Origin of the sequence: Methanobrevibacter millerae, from assembly GCF_900103415.1 — an archaeon.
GTDB lineage: Archaea > Methanobacteriota > Methanobacteria > Methanobacteriales > Methanobacteriaceae > Methanocatella > Methanocatella millerae.
Genome location: NZ_FMXB01000011.1, coordinates 25,132 through 44,025, shown reverse-complemented (window position 1 = coordinate 44,025; position 18,894 = coordinate 25,132). Strand labels below are relative to the sequence as shown.

Genomic DNA, 18,894 nt, shown 5'->3' with positions numbered 1-18,894 from the left:
CTATTCATACCTCAATGCTTCTGTAGGAGGTAAATTAATTGCCTTAATGGCAGGATATAATCCTCCGATAATTCCAACAACTATAGCTATTCCAAATGCCTGTATAAAGGTGTCTATCGTGAATATCGGCGTAAGCCCCATCATAGGACCCAGAACCGTACATGCGATAACCCCGATGATTGAACCGAATATGGCAGATACGATGGTGATAACCAGGGATTCGCCGACAATCATTGTCAAAATCTTTCTGTTTGACCATCCGACAGCCTTTAAAACTCCGATTTCACGGGTTCTCTCAAAGACTGACATCAGCATCGTATTGATAATGCCCAATCCTCCGACTACAATGGCCAGAAGTGAAATTCCCCAGGAGGCAGCCTGAAGCATGTTTAACATAGTGGCCATCTGCTCCATTTCCATGACGGATGAAACAGTAGTGATATTGTCGCCGTACATTGAATCTATCCTGTCTGCAACAGCCTGTGGATCTTCACCCTTTTCGACCTTAACGTAGATATTTGAGATGCTGTCCTCATCACCCATCAGGTCTCCGACCTTCTTGATTGAAGTGAAAACTGCACCGGCAGTATTAGTGTCACCGGATTCAAATATTCCCACAACGTCAAAGTCCTCTCCGCTGACCCTTATGGAGTCGCCTACTGAAATGTTATTGTCTTCGGCATAAATCTTGCCCAAAACGACTTCAGAGGAGTTGTCCTTAAAGAGGCGACCTTCAGTCATGGACATGTCCGCCAGCTGGGTGCCGTTCGGATCGATTCCTATCAGCGTATTCATATAGTCATCGCCCACAGATGTCAAAACGACATAAATCGGATAGGCCTCATCGACGCCGCTGACGTTGGCAATCTTATCAGTCCAGTTGGCGTCAATCGTATTTGTTCCGTATGCTGAGTTTCCGGATTCCTTTCCCGAAATCGAAAAGTCAGCATCTCCCGCATGGATGGTCTCCTCGAAAGTCGATACGAGACCTGTTGTGATTCCACCAAGAGCAACAATTACTATAATGCCTATACAAATGCCTACAATTGACAGTATAGCGCTATTTCTTCTCCTGAATGGATTTTTAATAATGAATTTTAAGAATGACATACTAATACATTGGACTTGACTATATAAATAAATTATTTAACTATGATGTAACATACACAAAAGTGGTGTTAAGATGCAATCCAAGGACATTCTAATACAAAACATTGACAAGGTCCACACCACGGAGATGGGCGTTGGAAGAATTTCAAGAAATTTGGGAATTGATGGAGATGTGGTTGAATACTGCAAGTCAAAAATCCTTAAAAAGGAATCTGCAGTTAATCGCGAAGGCAAAAACTACTATGTGGAAGTTGACGACTGCATTATTACCGTTAACGCGTCAAGCTATACCATAATAACTGCGCATAAAAATAAATAATGATGAAAAAAGAATTAATCAACAAGAACCAATATTCTCAAATTGGAATAAAACTTTTTTTGATGCGTATCTTGAATTCTACGAGAAAGTATTCTTCCATCTTTTGATAATCCATAATTATGCGGACGGTACTTAACTAACAATCCTTTAGCTAAAAGACTTTTTATCGCTTTCTTGAAACCAATTAAATATTCATCAGGCAATTTCTTTTTAATTGTTTCTTCACTAATATTTTTCTTAACAGAAACATTATTTTTAATGCATTCCAACAGTATTTTTTCCTCAATTTCCGTTAAATCTTTATAGATTGATTCATAATCTTTTTTTTGAGACATACTATCTAATAATGGTGTGGTTATTTATCTAAGGTAAATTTATTTTGATAATTTTCTACTTCTTTTAATAATAATTCTGCAATATTTTTTGCAACCTGAGGATGCATAACAATTTCAGCTTTGCCTGTTCTAATAATTTTAACATTATCTTTTACAATATCACAATTTCGTTCAATTTCATCATTGAATAACAATAATCTGATATTGAACGGCGTGGAAGTAACAGCACCTCCAACAACATTAATTTCATCCATATGTTCCGGAATAAAAAAATTTAACTGATTTTCGCTCATAAAAACACCTACATAATTAAAGTAATTAATGAAATTGATTTCATAGCATCATTCGTTCTTTGAGAATTAACATTTAATAAATCATAATTTTCCATTGAAGATACAGATAAAGGCAATGATTCTTTAGTGGAATCAATATTTAATTCAAATTCGTCTAGTTTTCTTAAAAATTCATCAGATTCTATTAATGCTAAAGCAATAGCTCTTTTATCATTAGGATTTAATTTGAATTTTTTACTGCCTTCTTCATCAACTGATAAAATACCTATATTGTTTAATTCTTTTATGTGAATATAAACACTTTTTTTAGATACATCAGACATTCGGGCAATTTCTTCTACTGATAAAAAATAATCCCAATTAGAAATTAACTCTTCAAGGATTTTAATTCTTGCACTATCACCTAATAAATCTCGCAATATCATAACAAACCTCAATTAATATATTGGAAAATTCAAATATAAATATTTTACTAAAATTACAATATTGTAAAAAAATACAAAATTTTAGAAATTAATAAAATATGCCCAAAAATGATTTTTATAAGTTAAAAAACAATTAAAATAAGCAAATAATTGAAAAAAAAGTTAAAAAAAAGTAAATAAGAGATAAAAAATCTCTTTAAATTTATTCCATGTCCTCGAATCTTTCTTCGAGTTTGGTCATTACACCAGGAAGTGAAGTATATTCCATTTCTTCAGCAGGTAATCTGTGAGGTTCGAATGGACCGTGTCTTCTGATGTAAGTTGCGATTTTAGCAGCCTGTTCACGGGTAGGGTCAAATGCAGGGTCATCGAATAAGTCTACAGGACCGATTAATTCACCGTTAGCTACTTGGAAACCTAAACCGACAACTCTAGGTGGTCCGTCAAATCTGATTGGGTTTGCTTCTGCTTCTGAAACAGGCATCATAGGACCGTTGTGTGATCCTCTCATCCATCCGCTTACCATGTGTGGGAATGCAAATGGATCTACACATTCACCGTTTGCAGGGAATCCTGACTGTGCTCTTACAATAGCTACAGGGTCGTCTTTACCGACGTATTCACCGGCCATTAAGTTTAATCTTTCGGTACTTATTGCGGATGCGATTTCACCGTTTTTCTTCCATACTCTTTTAATGACGTATCTTCCGGTTGAACCGATTAATGCGAGCAAGTCGTACATTTCTTCAGGACAGTTCAGGATAACTTTTCTGTGTTCGATTACGTCGAATACTTCAAATTTGAATCCGTCGTGTAAACTTGGGTCGATTACAAGACCTGCAGTGTTGAATGGGTCTGCAAACATTCTGAAGATTGGCATGTTGAATGCACCAGGTTCGGTTTTGTCACAGCAGAACACTAAAACAGGATCGGATGGCCTTTCTTCGAATTCCATTTCTGCTACGCCCGGACCCATACCTTTGATGTTTCCTGAGAAAGTGTCGGACAATAAGTCCTGACCTGCACCGTATAATTTCAATTCACGTGCTCTTTCAGTAGCTTTCATGAATGCGCTATATGCGGTTTTGTGTACTTCTTCGTTTTCTTCACCTTTATCGTGGGTCATGATTAAGTCAATATCATCTCCACAACGTGAAACATAATAATCTTTTAAGATACCGGTTTCTAAAGCTTCGTTTAAAACTTCATCACAAATATCCATTAATTCTGGGTGTGCAACACAGTGACCAGAAACACTTCCAATATCAGCTTTAATTACACTAACAGTTGTTTTCATTTTAAATACCTCTAAAAAATTAAGTTTACTATAAAACTTATAGAATTAATTTAGATATGATATTATTTTTGATTAGTTTAGTATTTAATAATTATGGATTTAATGCCGAGCAAGTTAATTCCAATTTTTTTAGATTTTCACCAAAATATTTTCAGGGAATTTTCATGGAATATTAAGGGAAGTTTCATAGAACTTTAATGGAAGTTTAAGGCAATATTAAGGGAATTTTCGCGGAATAATTTATTAATAAGAAGTTTCAAATAGATTTACATCATTTTAGTTAATGAAAAATGAAAAACAGTGATATTATGGAAGTTAACAAAGACAGGATTAATTATCATAATAAGGATACCCGAATCAAAATCGGACTGCATAATCATGGAAATATGCTTCTTAAACATATTGGCATTGACGAACAGATAGAAGAGATTGAAGAAAGAGATATGACAACTTTAGAAGGAGAAAACATAAAATTAGACTTTAGAGCCCGGTTAAACTCAGGAAAAAGCTTGAATGTAGAAGGTGAAAGTGATGTAGTAGAGATCCGGCATTAAAAAAAACATTAGGATATTCAAGAGAATTAAATTGTACCACTAAAAAAGAAGTAATTTCAGTAATTATTGTCTTAGCTGAAGGAAATAATAAGAATGTCTTCAACGGAGAATATTGTTTCACATTTAAACCATTTTTAGTGGAGATTAAAAAATTCGATGGTGAAAAATATTTAAATATATGCAAGAAGAAAGTTGAAGATAACGAACTCTTCACCAGCGATGACTGTGGAATAATCGATCTTATTCCCGAGATGAAATTCAATCGGAATATGAGTAACGTAATCGAAGAATTATGCTATGTCATTAAAGATGGAATAATTCCAGAAGAAAACAGAAGAGAATTAACCACCATAATTAACTTGAGCATAGACTATTACATAACAGACAAGAAAAAAAGAGACGAACTAACGGAGATGCTTAAAATGGATGACGCATTTATACCAGAATACAACAGAATGATAAGAGAAAGCAAAAAAGAAGGAAAAATTGAAAATATTCAAAACATAAAAGAGGAAATATCCAAAAATCCAGAAATTACAGCCGATGAGATATTTGAAATCCTTGAAAAAAAAGAAAGAGATTTAACGGGAAAATAGATTAACATTCATTTTCCCAAAATATAAAAACAACCTATAATTTAAATCCCGTGCCGATAAACTGCACAATATCCCTTCCGGTATCATCAACAACATCCACATTGATGATTGATGAACTCCTTCCGTTTTTCTTGCATATGGCTTTTGCAATGAGCTTTTCTCCCTTCGGAGCGCTTAAATAATTAATGCTGACCTGCTGAGCCACAGTCGGTGAGTGCATATGGTTGGACAATACTGCAAAAGAAAAATCTGCCAATGTAAACATCACTCCACCCATAACTCCGCCAACTGCGTTTTTATGATCGTCAGTTAATGTCAGACTGCACTGGCATGAATCCTCATTTAACTCGTCTATGCGAATGCCTGCATTGGTTGCAAACCTATCGTTTTTAAAAAATTCCCTTGCTTCTTCTATTGAACTGAAAGTACCCATTTTTAACACCTTTTATATTAAATATTTATACTTATAATTTAAAAAGATATTTACATGGATATTAAAAACTGCTTTAATGATTACAAAAAGTGCATGTTAATTTTTCTGGCATTCATCATAATATTTGTTCTTGCAATGTCTACCGCAGAGAATTTCGCACATTTTGAAAATGAGGCAGTTTTTATAGGATTGGCAACTGTTTTAGGATTAATAGGAATATATTATTCATATAAACGCGAAATGGAACTGCATAAAGTTGCACTGGTATTTATACTGGTTTTTGGACTGCTGATGGTATTTTTCACACCGCCGCTAAGCTTTCCCGATGAAGCCGCCCACTTTACAAGGGCCGAATTAATGACAGAAGGTTACCTCTATCCGGAATTCAGCGACAATGGAATTTACGTTGACAATTACTATTTCGTTTTTCAGGATTCCTATCACGGAGTAACAATACTTTCACCTGAAAACCAATATAATGATCCAATTGATGCAGATAAGGGCTATTACGGATGGACAACATCGTCCCCTTTTTATTCATATTTGCTTTCTGCATTAGGCATTTTAATAGCTAAATTATTGAATTTGACTGCAATATGGGCAATGTACTTGTCAAGAATGGCCAATTTAATATTCTATGGTGCCGTTGCCTATTTCATGATAAAGATAATTCCGAAATACAAACTGCCGCTGCTGGTTATCGCAACGATGCCCTTGTGCATTTCACAGGTATCTTCAGTAAGCTATGATGCATTCATATTAACGTTTACGCTGGTCATATTAACCTATTTCATTAAAATGTACTGCGGCGAGGTCAACGGGAAGAATCTGGCAATATTTTTCATTTCGCTCATATTAATCAGCCTGATTAAGCCGCCATACGTAATGCTGGGATTCCTATTGCTTGTCGTTCCTTTCGAGGATGAAAAACTCAAGAAAATTAGCTTAATTGCCGTGTTGATTGCAGCCGCAGCGATAATGTTAAGCGAGAGTTCATTTTTCACGCCATTGTTTACTCAAAGTGCAGTCACTTCACATAACCCTTCAGTTCCGGCAAACGTATCTTCAAGCGGACAGATTAGCTTTATCCTCTCAAATCCGGCAATCATACTCGCATTAATTAAGAACACACTCTTTTCAGTTCCGAATCTTTTTGTATTGAAATCCAATTTCTTCCACTATACGGGATATAAGGGAATAAAACTGGTTAATTTAATCTACGTATTGTTCTTTATCGGATTTTCACTATTCTATAAGCTGGACATTGAATTGGAAAAAAAGAAAAGGTTAATATTGGCACTTATATTTTTAATCACATACTTTGGAATATACGCCATCTTTTACATAACCTGGAGTCCGGTAGGGTCATTAACGATTCTGGGAGTCCAGGCAAGGTATTTCATACCGGTAATTGCACTGTTACCATTAATAATTAATTTGAAAAATAAAAAAATAGAAAATAAGGAAATCTATATATTTACATTCATTATAATCTGCTTAACGGGATTGTTCCTGTTGCCGATTACTCATTTCTACTGATGCTTTTGAAGGCTTCTTCAATAGCTTCATCCTGATTCATGGCTTCACAGGCTTCAATTACCCTGTCCAAATCCCCCCTGGTTTCAGGATATCTTGGAACTGCAGAACATCCTCCATCATCGATTTTTGATATTTCAAACGTTCCGATTTCTTCAGCGATTCTGGTGATTTCCAGTTTGTCCAATCCTATTAATGGAGATAGAATCGGCATGTCAACGCCGTATCTGGTTGCCAGGATATTGTCGAGAGTCTGTGATGCGACCTGACCAACGCTGCTTCCATCAACAATGGCCAATGCTCCCATTTCATTGGCCAGTTTTTCTGCAAGCTTATACATTCCTGACTTGCACAACACACAAGTCATCTTTTCTGGAGCGCCTTCCTTTGCCTTTTTGAGGTAATCGCCATATTTTACGATGCGTTTTTTGATAGGAACGCCGGCAGCATATTTTTGAAGCTGGTCAACCAGTTTGTTATAGTTTTCAAGTGCCATTTTACTGGTATACGGATCATTATCGCAGTACAGCGCTATAACCTCACAGCCCCTTTTCATCATGAGATATGCTGCAACAGGAGAGTCTATTCCGCTTGATACAAGACAGACCACTTTTCCCTGAGTTCCCAGAGGCAATCCTCCAGGACCTGGAATCTTTTCATGATAAATGAACGTATCATCGTCCCTTACTTCAACAAATATTGTCAATTCGGGATTGGTTAAATCAACAGGCGCAAGGATTCTTTTTCTGACGACTCCTCCGCAGAAAGCAGCCATTTCCTGTGAGGTAAAGTCATGTGTGCCCACCCTTCTGCATTTTATTGCGAATTTGGTTTCCTCATCAATGATTCCTTCACTGGCCAGATTTAAAACGTATTCGCCTAAAGTTTTGTCAATGTCTTCATAGTTGCTGTATGTTGAAATTGCCGGAGAATATGAAACGATACCGAAAACCCTGTTTAAGTTTTCTACAGCTTCATCAAAGTTTTTTGGAAAGATATAAATTCTTCCCTGATTTCTGTCCACATCGCAGTCAATAGCTGCCTTAATGTTATTAACCAGTTTCTTTTCAAAACGGGAACGTACCTTTGTGCTTTTTAAGCCCACTTCCCCGTACCTTGCAATAATTAAATCATACTTCATTAAAACATCTCTTTAAATTAATTTAACTGAATCCCTTAATTTGCCTAAAATATAACAGCAAGTATATTTTTTTGTTTTCAAAATTTATAAATATTTTTATCGGAAATACTATTATTATGGTGAAATATTGCAGCGAATGCGGCGAAAAGATGGATGATGATGCGTCATTCTGTCAAAATTGCGGGGCAAAATCAGAGAATGTGAATAAATCCGAAAAAAACAATAAAGCGCTGATTTTAGGATTGATTGGTGCTGTTATAATACTTATTTTAGCTATAGGATTCATCACAGGAGGATTTGGCCTTTTTGGAGAAAACACTTCAATAATATTTATTAGCGAATCGCCGGTAGCCAACTCCGGAAACTTTACCGTTGAATTAACCTCCGGTTCTCAGGGTATCAGCGGCAAAGAGCTTGAAATAACATTTAAAAACGATAAGAACAGCTATACTTTCAATGGAGTAACGGATAATGTCGGCCTTGTCAATGTCGTTGCAAACGTTGAGGAAGGAGATTATGAGGTTACGGCCTCTTTTGCCGGAGATAACGATTACAAATCATCAAGTGCCACAGCAAGCTATAAAGTCGAGGCAAAAGCGACTGAAATTGACAGTCAGGTAACATCGACCAGAACGGAACCGGATTACGAGTCCTTCAGTTATCCACATTCATTTGAGGATACTGACACCAATGGGGACGGTTATGTTTATTTAAGTGATATGAACATTGCACATACTCCACAAAACATTGTAAAGCAGATGTTTTCCGATTCAGACGATGACCATGACGGCAGACTGAATCACAATGAATACTACAAGTTCATGTACAAGCTGAACTATGATAAAAGCAGTTATGGGCTTTAAAAAAAAGTAATTAATGAGAAAAGAAATAATCTTTTCTCCACTGATTTTAGATTAAATCGACAGCGGTTTTAATGGCTTCATCCATTTTATCTGTGTCTTTACCTGCACCCTGTGCAAGGGTCAAACGGCCTCCGCCGCCACCGCCTAAAACGCCTGCAGCGGTTTTAATGATTTCATTTATTTTAACGCCTTCATCAATGGCTTTCTCAGATGCTGCCCCAACGATTTTACCGTCGTTGTTTCCCATAATGACAACGTCAGCCTTGCCGTTGTCGGTAAAGTCAGTGGCAATCTTTTGAAGCTCCTTAAAGTCACCGTCTATGAGCTGACTGACAACCTTAAGTCCCTTGATTTCAACGAAATCATCGGCCAGAGAATTCATTTTTAAATTGGCTATTTCTGATTTGAGCTTATCGATTTGGTTTTTCTGTGATTTCCATTCGCTGAAGAATCTGTCACAGGTTTTCGGAAGCTGATCGTTTTCAACCTTAAAGATGTTAGCGCTTTCACGCAATAATTCCTCATCATGCTGCATTGAATCTATTGCCGCTAAACCGGCTGAGAAATCAATCCTTTCAACGCCGTCCTGAACTCTTTCGGTCTTGTTGATTTTAATCGGTCCGACAACACCAGTCCTTAATACATGCGTACCTGCACAGGCCTGAACGTCGATTCCAGGAATTTTAACGACACGAATCATTTTTCCAGGAACGATACCACCCTGGTAAAGCACGAAACCGTAGAGTTCCTGCGCTTCATCCCTTGTATGGAACTGGATATCCAAATCGATGTTGTCCATCACGTATTCGTTTGCAAGCTTTTCGATTTCGTTGAGCTCTTCCTGAGTTATACGTTTGTAGTGTGACAGGTCGATACGTGCCCTTGTAAGGCCGTTTTGAGATCCTGCCTGCCATATGTGCTGGCCTAAAACCTTTCTTGCAGCTGCAATCACCAGGTGAGTTCCGGTGTGGTGGCGCGCAAGTGTTATTCTTCTGTCCCAGTCAAGTTTGCCTTCAACTTTTTTGCCGACTACATCATTTGGAATGTCTTTATCTACATGATGCAGCACAACATTGTTAACCTTTTCGGCATGTGCCATTTTAAATGAAGTTCCATCAATTTTAACTTCACCTATGTCTGAAGGTTGGCCTCCTCCTTCAGGGTAGAACACGGTTTTATCGAAGATGAGACAATTCTTGCCGTCCTTCTCGACTACTCCTAAAACTTCGGCTTCAAATTCTTTCTGGTAGAAATCTTTATAGAACAGTAAATCGGTTTCAGGATAATCGACGGTGAACGTTGATTTTTTATGTGAAGTGTCCTTTTCGTGGGCTCCGGCAACCTGAGTAAAGAAATTATCCGGAACGTTAACGGTAAATGAGTCACCTGCCATTTCAACAACAGTTTCTGGAGGAATTCCATGGGCATCGTATAAATCGATTAGAATATCAAGAGGCATTTCGTCTTTTCCTTCTTTTTTAAGCCTTTTGATAGTTCTTTTAACGATGCTTTTACCTTTCTTGACAGTGTTTGCATACCTTTCTTCTTCTAAGGTAATGATATTCATGATATGGTCTTCGGAGTCCCTGATTTCAGGATAGAATTTTGACAGGAAATCCAGCTGTATTGCCATTACGTCAGCCAGTGATTCCTTCATGTTTAAGTCTTTCATGAATCTGATTGTTCTTCTTAAAACCAGTCTTGCAAGGTAGCCTTCCTTTACGTTTGACGGGATGATTCCGTCGGCCAGCATGAATGCAAGACATCTTGTGTGGTCTGCGATAATGTAAATAGCTTCCATAGGTTCTGCTGCCTTCAAGTATTCTTCCAGTGAAAGGTTTAGGCTTTCTGCAACCTGTTTTCTTAATTCCTTCAAATCCCCAATATCTTCAATGTCCATCATTCCGGCAATCTGGGCGTTTCTTCCCTGAATGTCCTCATTGATTTCAACGCCAGTCAATTCTTTCAGTTTATCGACAACAGGTGCGAAACATGCATCATAAGCTGTTGGAGTTCCCTGGGAAATCCATGCAATTCTTTCAAGACCGTAACCGGTATCCACAACCTTGATTGGAATTTCCTTTTTGGATCCGTCCTCTAAAGTTTCGTATTGGATAAATACTAAAGTGGCCAGTTCCACTCCTCTGCAGCAGACTTCATAGCAAGGCCCTTCGTTACCTCCGCCGGCCCACCATGACTTGATGAAAGTGATCTCTTCTGTGTTGATTCCAATATATGCGAAAAACTCGTGGCAGAGCCTGATGGTTTCGTCTTCCCAGTAAATGAAATCGTCTTCCTTGTTGATTACTGTGTGGGTTCCCATCGTAAAGCAGGTCATGTGCCTTCCGGTTCTTCCCACATTGTCAACGTCGTTGAGCCTGATTGACGGCTGAGCCATTTCTATAGGATTTGCCGGAGGCTTGACAAGGCCTGATGTTATCCATGGCTGGAAACAGAAGATTGATGCTCCAACCAAAAACACGTCATCTCTCCATCTTTTGGCAAGAACGGGATATCTTGGGACATGAGTATGTCCGTTACTTTCTAAAAATTCTCTAAAAACCTGCTGGATTTCATATAAGTTATATGCTTTATCGGTTGCAGGATTTGCAATAAACTCATACTCGTCACAGGGAGCGTCCCCGCAGGTATCTCTGTCTACCTGAGAGTAAAACTCCTGTCCGCAGGTTTTACATGTTTGCTTTTTATAACCAAGTTCATTAAATATTTCTACCATATTAATCATTTTAAAGATTTATTAGTAAATTGTATGTTGTTAATATAATAAATAACTTTCAAAATAACTTGTTGTCAACAACATTTTAATTAAGCAATAATGAAAGATATAATTTTAAATTTCCATATAGAAAAGGATTGATTGGTTAAAACAAATAAAATCAACACCCGATTAATAAATCCTCCCTTATTTAAATCATCATTAATCCACAAGGGATAGTATTAATAATTTTTAATTAGATTCAGATTCCCAAATAATTCTTAATGGACCGATATAAAAAGATTAAAACAATAAAAAACCATATGAAAATAAATATATCGCATTTAAATTTATATTTTCCGATAGCATAATCTTTTTTATCAAATATTACTAAAAATAATAAAAGTAATCCAATTAAAAATAAATATATGATTAATAAAATTTTTTGATTATAAAAATTCGAACATAAAAAAGCGAATAACGATATCACAGAATAAAACAAAAAATATTAAACGCATGAAATTAGTCTTATCCGTTACCAACAAAGAATTTAAAATATCCATTTTACCTACACCTACCTTAAAAGTAAATTATTATTAACATATAAAACCAGTTATCAATAAGATAAATGAATTGATATTTGAATGATTGTTTTTTCCAAATAATTCAACGGATAATAAAGAGGTTAAATATTTCAGCATGAAAAGTATTATAAAAAATGCAATGAAAATACTAAGGAAAAATAAAATAGAGAACCCAGATAAGAAAAATACAATCAAACAAAAAATAATCGGTAAAAATAGAAAATATAATTAATCTTAATTTAATATTATCAACACGCTCTTTTGAATCCAAATCATTATATTTACTAAATAATATTTTTTAAAATAATCAATATCCATAAGATCCACCTTACAAATAAAATTTGATTATGAATAGAATAACAATAATAATTATCCAAATAAAAATTAATTTCTTCAATTCAATATTATATTTATTTATGTGAAATATTCTTTTGCCAGATATTAAAATAAGCGTCAAGATTAATCCCATAGAAAATAAATAAAAAATAATGCATAGGGAAAAATTATATAAAAATAAAATTAATAATGATAATAAAAAAGACAATACTACACAAATTAACATTATTATATTCAATAATTTCATATTAACAAGCTCCTTTAAACCGATTTTAAGAAAATAAAAATTAATAAGAAAAATCCGAATAAGATGTAATTATAATAAACTAAGTCTGATGGATTACCATTAATAGATTCAATATTAAATGCGTAAAATGAATAAAATTCCAAAAGAATAAACGTTAACATAAATATGGAACTGCCATAAATAATAGAGCGAATAGATTTATAAATTAAAAACAACATTAATGCTAAAATTAAGGAAAACAAACATCCAAACATTAATTTAAATTCAATAGAATATATTCTTTCTTTAGAAGATAACTTATTTTTACTTGATAACATAATTCTAAAAAAATCTTTTAAGTGCATAATATCTCACCAACATATGAATAAATCCAAGAATCTTCTTTATTATAATAATAATCTAATATTACACTTTTAATTTTACTAAATACATTTACAAAAAGATACTTTATAATCTCATCATCTGTATTGCCTAATTAATATTTTTATTAGATAAAGCATTACCATCACAATCCAATAATGAAACACTAAAACATTGATTTCCACCATAATACTTAACAAGATCAGAAGAATTCAAAAACGTATCAACAGGCAAATTATTACCCCCATTAGAACTAAGCTCATCATCAAAACCAGATTCATTACCAATCATTAATACATCAGTACTATTATCTTCAAAAGCATAAACCGAAGACATACAAAAAAGAAATAAAAAACAAGTCAAAATCAAAACAATTTTCAATTTAATTAAAATCACCCATAGACAATAATTAATTAATATTTATTAATAATATTAAAATATATAAAAATTTTCTTTCTTATTGCATATAACCATATTTTCCCTATTAATACATCATATGAGTTTATAACTTCTTTTTAATTTAAAAAGATTTAAAATAATTATAATCAGAAATGATTTAGATAAAATACTGTTTAGAAGATGAAATACTGTGAGTTATAGAAATAATAATATTAAAGACTTTATGATGGCAGTAATAAAAAAAGAGGTTAGAATAATCTAACCTAAATATAAACCATAGTTTCCGGAGTTAATTTTAGTTGGTTATAGATATCTCCTTTATTTTTCATGACAGGATTATCAGCCGGATCGAGTTTTTCTTCAGAATTATCAGGATTTACAAAATCACCATCAACAGGGTGATGCTCATTAGGCAAATCTTGCATTTCTGAGAAAAATCTATTTCCATTTCCGCCATATCCTTCGAAAAATAGTGTGCCGTTTTCACGGTATATTCTATCTGCCGGAGGATTTTCACTAACAATATTAGAGTTAGGAGTTATATCTTCCATTACAGATTTTAAACCGACGGATTTATCTGCATCTATAGATTTATCAACGGCAACTGATTTATCCGTACTATTATTATCTACACTAACAGATTTATCTGCGGTAATATTAGTGTCTTTTGTAACATTATTAGTATTTTTAGTAGTGGAATCTGCATTATCATTAGTTAAAAGTGCATAACTTGATGAAATGAGAAATACAGCTAAAATAATACCAATAATTATTGCATATTTTTTGTCCAAGAAATACCTCCTATAATTATCATTAAAAGGATATATATATACAAATTAATAATATTTAAAAATTTCCTCCTTCAATAAATAAAAAAAACACACAATAGTCAACAAGCCGACAGCCATTAATGTAAAGGTAAAGATTTGATTTCATCAAAATTCAATCCAGTAATCTCAGAAATGGCATCAAAAGACCATCCTTCGTAGAACATGTATTTGGCTATCTCAAACTTATTATTTTCAATTACTTCAAGAGCTCCGAAATTTAAACCTTCAATAAATCCTTTTTTGTATTGATTACATTCATATTTAAGAGCATATTTACATTTAAATTTCCCATAATCCGGTTCGGCGATTTTCAGCAAATCTTTTCCAAATAAATCAAGCAGGGCTGAACCGAAATCGAAATATGTTAAAGTATAACTATCCGAAGATCCTGCATGAAAAATAGCATCATTATCAAATATAAGCTCGATATCCCACATGCATTGAGGATTATCCTCATTAACTGGAGCCCATGACTCTTTTTGATTCCATAGAAATATATTATGTTCAATTAATAGCTCATTAATCTTGTTTAATTCAAAATCCGTTAAGTTCTGAGAGGAAAAAACACAGTTATCATCAAATAGCCTATACATTTTTGATTCTTGAAAATCAATGCAGAATTTAGTGAAAAATGAATAATCACTAGAATAATGTTTAAAATTGATTTTTTTAAGGTCTAACTTTCTATTAGTAGTTAAATCAAATATTCCTTCTTTTTTAATGTCATAATTAATTGTTGTGATGAATTGTTTAGAGTAATCAATATTCAAAACATCAAAGCCAATGAGATATTCCAGCAAAATCCCGAAATCAATCCAGTTTTTTGGAAATTGCCAGAAAATATTATTGAACCACATACCATTCTCATCATAAAATTCAACACATACGGAATATGTTAATTTCGCAAAAAATGTTGGTTCAGAATTAGGTTTAAAAATATCTTCAAAATCATTTAATTTCTCCAAAAATACATTAATTTTAGCATCATCTAAATGATAAACATCATAGGACACCTTTTTTCTAATAATATCAAGATATTCATTATGATGACCTCCAATAAGATTAGTTTTGGAATCCTCATTTGACTTCCAGTAATTTCTGAAATCCCAATTAGCAAGCTTTTCATCAAGATATACTAGAAAATTATCATGCCATTCTTCCTCATTTAACTTATAGTATTGGCAAATATTAATCTGTGTGATAGTCATGGCTCTGATGGTAATTTATTTGGTAATCGGTTTTGGTTAATTAAAAAAAAGAAATAAAGGTGATAGATTTAAAAAAATCTATCCGAATAAAGCACCTAAACCAGCTGCTGCTGCTTCTTCGGTAACTTCTTCTTCCTCTTCTTCCTCTTCTTCTTCCTCTTCGACAGCTTCAGCTGCTGCTGGAGCTGCTGCTGCAGGAGCTGCTGCTGCCATAGCAGTAGTTTCCATAGCTTCGTCGATGTCAACATCTTCTAAAGCTGCGATTAAAGCTTTGATTCTAGCATCGTCTGCTTCGATTCCTGCTGCTTCAATAATACTTTTAACATTTTCTTCGTTAATATCTTTTTCTGCACTGTGCAAAATCATTGCCGCATATATATATTCCATGTTATCACCATTAGTTTATTTAAATTATAATGTTTAAATCAAAAAATTTTAAATTTAATTTTAACCAAAGAGAGCTCCTAAACCAGCTGCTGCTGTTTCTTCGGATACTTCTTCCTCTTCTTCCTCTTCTTCTACTTCCTCTTCTTCAACTTCTTCAACTACTGGAGCTGCTGCAACAGCAACGTTTGATAGTTTTTCAGCTAATTCATCGTCAATAGCACCTGCTTTGTCAGCGACAGCTGATGCGATAGCTAACATCTTAGCTTGTGCGAGTCCGATAATTGGTCCTGAAGTTTCTGAAGTTAATATTGCTGCTTCTACACCGACATTAATTGCTCTGGTGTAAGCTAGAGTAATAATGCTGGAAATAGTTTCATCAGTAGGTATAGCTGCGTTAATAGACAAGTTAAATGCGCTTCTGATTGCGCCTTGTAAGTCAGCCATTGTTTGTTCTTCATCGATTGCAAGTAAGTCTGAAGTATAAACTGCTTCATCTTCATATACTGCTTTTAAATCAATTCCCACTTCCATTGGATTAATATCCAATCTTGATAAGGTTGCTGCAACATCTTTAGGTACTGCTTCGCCTGCTTCGACAACAACAGTATCTTTTTGAACAACAATTTTTCCTTTATCGATCTTTGCAGGAATTCCAACTTGCTGCAATTCACCTAAAAACGGACCAGGTTCGAATCCTGTATCACCGGCAGGTACTACAATATCTTCCGGAGCGATAGTTCCTGGCTTAGCAGGAGCAGAGGTCTTACTATCTTCTAGGATTTTGTATAACTTGAACGGATTCATTTCGGTTGCGATAATTGCAACTTGACCGTCCATATGTCCAGACAAATCAACAATGTTGTTTTTGCTAGCATTACAATCTTCGAGAGCTAAATCAATAAGGTTTTTCTTAGACATTCTGATAACAGCCTTGTCCTTGAGATTTCTTCTCATTTCCTGAAGCTGTTTTGCTGGAATGTTGAGTAAATCGACAATACCAACGACATCATATTTGTCTATGAGACCTTTGAGCTCTAAAACTTCTTCTTTTTTCCATTCAGCAACATGAGCCATTAGATCACCCTCACGCTTGGACCCATAGTTGTTTTAATAAACATGGATTTTATTTGACTTCTTCCTTTTTCTAAATTGCGGTCTAAGACTGTAAGAACAGTTTCCACATTTTCAGCTATATCATCCTCGGACATGTCCTGGCTTCCAACAACAATTTGAATGAGTGGCTGTTGTTTTACGCCAACTTTGACAGTACTTTGTAATCTTTCTAAAAGAGGGTCAAGTTTGATACTTGCCGGAACTGGTTTTGGCATTTTGTTACGAGGACCGAGAACCGGACCAAGGAACCTACCAACGAGTGGCATCATATCAGCTTGAGCTATGAAGAAATCGACAGAGTTTGCCATTTTTTTGGCAGCTTTTCTATCTTTTCCTAACTCTTCTAAATCGTTTTTGTTGATTACAAGATCGAGGCCTGCATCTTTAGCTTGAACAATAAGTTCCCCATCAGCTATGACTCCGATTTTTACCTCTTTGCCACGGCCTTTAGGAAGAGTAACTTCCTCATTAAACCTATTTTCTGGCCTTTTGACATCTAAGTCACGGATATTAATAATAATATCTACGGACTCAGTGAAGTTTCTCGGCTTAGATTGTTCTTTAGCCTCCTTCACCGCATTAACTATATCTTGTGTCATATTCGTCCCCCATGAACATTTTCTGTTCAGTGGTTTATTTTTGGTTTCATGAGATCGTTTGCAAGAAAAAATTCTTCACGATTGCATGAATTAAAAAACAGTATATCAATTATAATCCGTAAATTATAACATCATATACACCGTTTTACATATTAACTTAAATTTTATTAACCGATATCTATTCTACTAAGATATCATCATATACGCCGGCATCGACGTCTTTTTGTGCTTCTCTTGGGTCTTTGCCGTCTACGGAAATTCCCATACTTACACAGGTTCCCATAACCTCTTTGGTTGCAGCCTTGTAATCGTTAGAAAGTAATGAATCGTACTTCATTCTAGCGATTTTCAATGCAGTTTCGATAGGTAAGTCATTGACAATGTCTAAACCCGGTTCGTGAGAAGCCTTTTCGATGCCTAATTCTTGCATGATTAAAGCTGTAGTTGGCGGAGTACCGATTTCAATTTCGAAATCTTTGGTATCTCTATCAATGGTGACTTTGATAGGCACTTTCATTCCTGCAAAGTCAGCACTTTTTTTGTTAATTTCATCAACTACCTGCATCATGTTAATACCGAAAGGTCCTAAAGCTGGGCCCAATGGAGGTCCCGGAGTAGCGCTTCCACCTTCGATAAGAACTTCGACTGTATCTTTAGCCATCAGTCAGCCTCCTTTTGAATTATTCTTATTTGATCAGCTTTAACAGTTACCGGAATTGGAACTGCTGCTTCTATTAACTCAAGAACAACTTCTTCACGTGATTCATCAATACGAACCACTTTAGCTCTTTCACCCTTGAAAGGACCAGAAATGAGTTCAACAATACTTCCCTTTTGAATTGAGGAAATAATAGGTTCTGGCTTTAAGAATCTTTTAGCTTCATCAAAGGTTATACCACCTTTTCCTTCGACAACACCTCTTAAATGCTGTACTTTCAAATTAGGATTTCTTAAATCTATTTTTGTTACAGATTCAACTAAGATATACCCTTTTAAAGATTCAGGAACAAGAATTGATAAAATGCCAACACCAGGCATTTTAGCTTTGCGTGCTAAAAGTCTAGCTACGTTTCTTTCTTGACCTACGGATGTTTTAAGAGCATATATGGAACTATTAGTATCTTCCATGAAAAATTCACCTATTTAAATATTCTTACTGTTAATAAAATCATATATTAAGTTAAAAGTTATTATAAAAACAATGTAACAAGAT

The 18,894-nt window shown here is 34.7% G+C and carries 21 protein-coding genes; 5 read left to right on the top strand and 16 right to left on the bottom strand.

Annotated features, from left to right (window positions below; genetic code table 11):
* Complete coding sequence (locus tag F3G70_RS07360) at positions 1-1,110, bottom strand: ABC transporter permease (RefSeq protein WP_149732060.1); 1,110 nt, start codon at positions 1,108-1,110, stop codon at positions 1-3.
* Between the two features lie 73 nt (positions 1,111-1,183).
* Here F3G70_RS07360 and F3G70_RS07355 point away from each other — a divergent pair, with 73 nt between their 5' ends.
* Entirely contained in the window at positions 1,184-1,429 is a 246-nt protein-coding gene (locus F3G70_RS07355; RefSeq protein WP_149732059.1) for a DUF3781 domain-containing protein, read from the top strand.
* 14 nt (positions 1,430-1,443) lie between these two features.
* Here F3G70_RS07355 and F3G70_RS07350 read toward each other — a convergent pair whose 3' ends face one another.
* The 4 genes from F3G70_RS07350 to fbp form a co-directional block, all read right to left on the bottom strand.
* Positions 1,444-1,764: a hypothetical protein gene (locus F3G70_RS07350; RefSeq protein ID WP_149732058.1), complete on the bottom strand. Its 321-nt coding sequence runs from the start codon at positions 1,762-1,764 to the stop codon at positions 1,444-1,446.
* A gap of 20 nt (positions 1,765-1,784) precedes the next feature.
* Positions 1,785-2,057 carry a hypothetical protein gene (locus F3G70_RS07345; protein WP_149732057.1) on the bottom strand — a complete coding sequence of 91 codons (273 nt, stop codon included), beginning with the start codon at positions 2,055-2,057 and terminating at the stop codon, positions 1,785-1,787.
* An 8-nt stretch (positions 2,058-2,065) separates the two neighbouring features.
* Positions 2,066-2,482, bottom strand: coding sequence for a winged helix-turn-helix domain-containing protein (locus F3G70_RS07340; protein WP_149732056.1), 417 nt, complete (start codon positions 2,480-2,482; stop codon positions 2,066-2,068).
* Between the two features lie 202 nt (positions 2,483-2,684).
* Positions 2,685-3,779 (bottom strand): fructose-1,6-bisphosphate aldolase/phosphatase, encoded by a 1,095-nt coding sequence (gene fbp, locus F3G70_RS07335; RefSeq protein ID WP_149732055.1) that lies wholly within the window; start codon positions 3,777-3,779, stop codon positions 2,685-2,687.
* Positions 3,780-4,087: 308 nt separating this feature from the next.
* Between fbp and F3G70_RS07330 the strand changes: the two genes are divergently transcribed.
* Complete coding sequence (locus tag F3G70_RS07330) at positions 4,088-4,333, top strand: hypothetical protein (protein WP_149732054.1); 246 nt, start codon at positions 4,088-4,090, stop codon at positions 4,331-4,333.
* Positions 4,334-4,470: 137 nt separating this feature from the next.
* Positions 4,471-4,929 (top strand): hypothetical protein, encoded by a 459-nt coding sequence (locus F3G70_RS07325; RefSeq protein WP_149732053.1) that lies wholly within the window; start codon positions 4,471-4,473, stop codon positions 4,927-4,929.
* A gap of 34 nt (positions 4,930-4,963) precedes the next feature.
* Here the strand turns inward: F3G70_RS07325 and F3G70_RS07320 are convergent, their stop codons facing one another.
* Complete coding sequence (locus F3G70_RS07320) at positions 4,964-5,362, bottom strand: PaaI family thioesterase (protein ID WP_149732052.1); 399 nt, start codon at positions 5,360-5,362, stop codon at positions 4,964-4,966.
* Between the two features lie 54 nt (positions 5,363-5,416).
* Between F3G70_RS07320 and F3G70_RS07315 the strand changes: the two genes are divergently transcribed.
* The gene (locus tag F3G70_RS07315; protein ID WP_149732051.1) at positions 5,417-6,901 is read left to right on the top strand and encodes a DUF2142 domain-containing protein; all 1,485 of its coding nucleotides are present in this window, start codon (positions 5,417-5,419) and stop codon (positions 6,899-6,901) included.
* Here F3G70_RS07315 and thiI read toward each other — a convergent pair.
* Positions 6,885-8,039, bottom strand: a complete 1,155-nt coding sequence (gene thiI, locus F3G70_RS07310; protein WP_149732050.1) for a tRNA uracil 4-sulfurtransferase ThiI — start codon at positions 8,037-8,039, stop codon at positions 6,885-6,887. The two genes, F3G70_RS07315 and thiI, sit on opposite strands and share 17 nt — an antisense overlap.
* 116 nt (positions 8,040-8,155) lie before the next feature.
* On the opposite strand from thiI, the gene F3G70_RS07305 reads away from it, so the two are divergent.
* The gene (locus F3G70_RS07305) at positions 8,156-8,902 is read left to right on the top strand and encodes a zinc-ribbon domain-containing protein (RefSeq protein ID WP_149732049.1); all 747 of its coding nucleotides are present in this window, start codon (positions 8,156-8,158) and stop codon (positions 8,900-8,902) included.
* Positions 8,903-8,948: 46 nt separating this feature from the next.
* Here F3G70_RS07305 and alaS read toward each other — a convergent pair whose 3' ends face one another.
* The 9 genes from alaS to F3G70_RS07260 form a co-directional block, all read right to left on the bottom strand.
* Complete coding sequence (gene alaS, locus F3G70_RS07300; protein WP_149732048.1) at positions 8,949-11,648, bottom strand: alanine--tRNA ligase; 2,700 nt, start codon at positions 11,646-11,648, stop codon at positions 8,949-8,951.
* A gap of 1,608 nt (positions 11,649-13,256) precedes the next feature.
* Positions 13,257-13,481, bottom strand: a complete 225-nt coding sequence (locus tag F3G70_RS07295; RefSeq protein ID WP_149732047.1) for a hypothetical protein — start codon at positions 13,479-13,481, stop codon at positions 13,257-13,259.
* Between the two features lie 326 nt (positions 13,482-13,807).
* Positions 13,808-14,335, bottom strand: a complete 528-nt coding sequence (locus tag F3G70_RS07290) for a hypothetical protein (protein ID WP_149732046.1) — start codon at positions 14,333-14,335, stop codon at positions 13,808-13,810.
* A gap of 116 nt (positions 14,336-14,451) precedes the next feature.
* Positions 14,452-15,387 (bottom strand): hypothetical protein, encoded by a 936-nt coding sequence (locus tag F3G70_RS07285; RefSeq protein WP_149732045.1) that lies wholly within the window; start codon positions 15,385-15,387, stop codon positions 14,452-14,454.
* Between the two features lie 273 nt (positions 15,388-15,660).
* Complete coding sequence (rpl12p, locus tag F3G70_RS07280; protein ID WP_149732044.1) at positions 15,661-15,969, bottom strand: 50S ribosomal protein P1; 309 nt, start codon at positions 15,967-15,969, stop codon at positions 15,661-15,663.
* Positions 15,970-16,029: 60 nt separating this feature from the next.
* Complete coding sequence (locus tag F3G70_RS07275; protein ID WP_149732043.1) at positions 16,030-17,043, bottom strand: 50S ribosomal protein L10; 1,014 nt, start codon at positions 17,041-17,043, stop codon at positions 16,030-16,032.
* Entirely contained in the window at positions 17,043-17,681 is a 639-nt protein-coding gene (locus tag F3G70_RS07270; protein WP_149732042.1) for a 50S ribosomal protein L1, read from the bottom strand. The genes F3G70_RS07275 and F3G70_RS07270 overlap by 1 nt, the downstream gene beginning before the upstream one ends.
* A gap of 178 nt (positions 17,682-17,859) precedes the next feature.
* On the bottom strand, positions 17,860-18,342 hold the full coding sequence (locus tag F3G70_RS07265) for a 50S ribosomal protein L11 (protein WP_149732041.1): 483 nt from the start codon (positions 18,340-18,342) through the stop codon (positions 17,860-17,862).
* Positions 18,342-18,809, bottom strand: coding sequence for a transcription elongation factor Spt5 (locus tag F3G70_RS07260; RefSeq protein ID WP_149732040.1), 468 nt, complete (start codon positions 18,807-18,809; stop codon positions 18,342-18,344). Before F3G70_RS07260 ends, F3G70_RS07265 begins: the two co-directional genes overlap by 1 nt.
* Between the last annotated feature and the right edge of the window lie 85 nt (positions 18,810-18,894).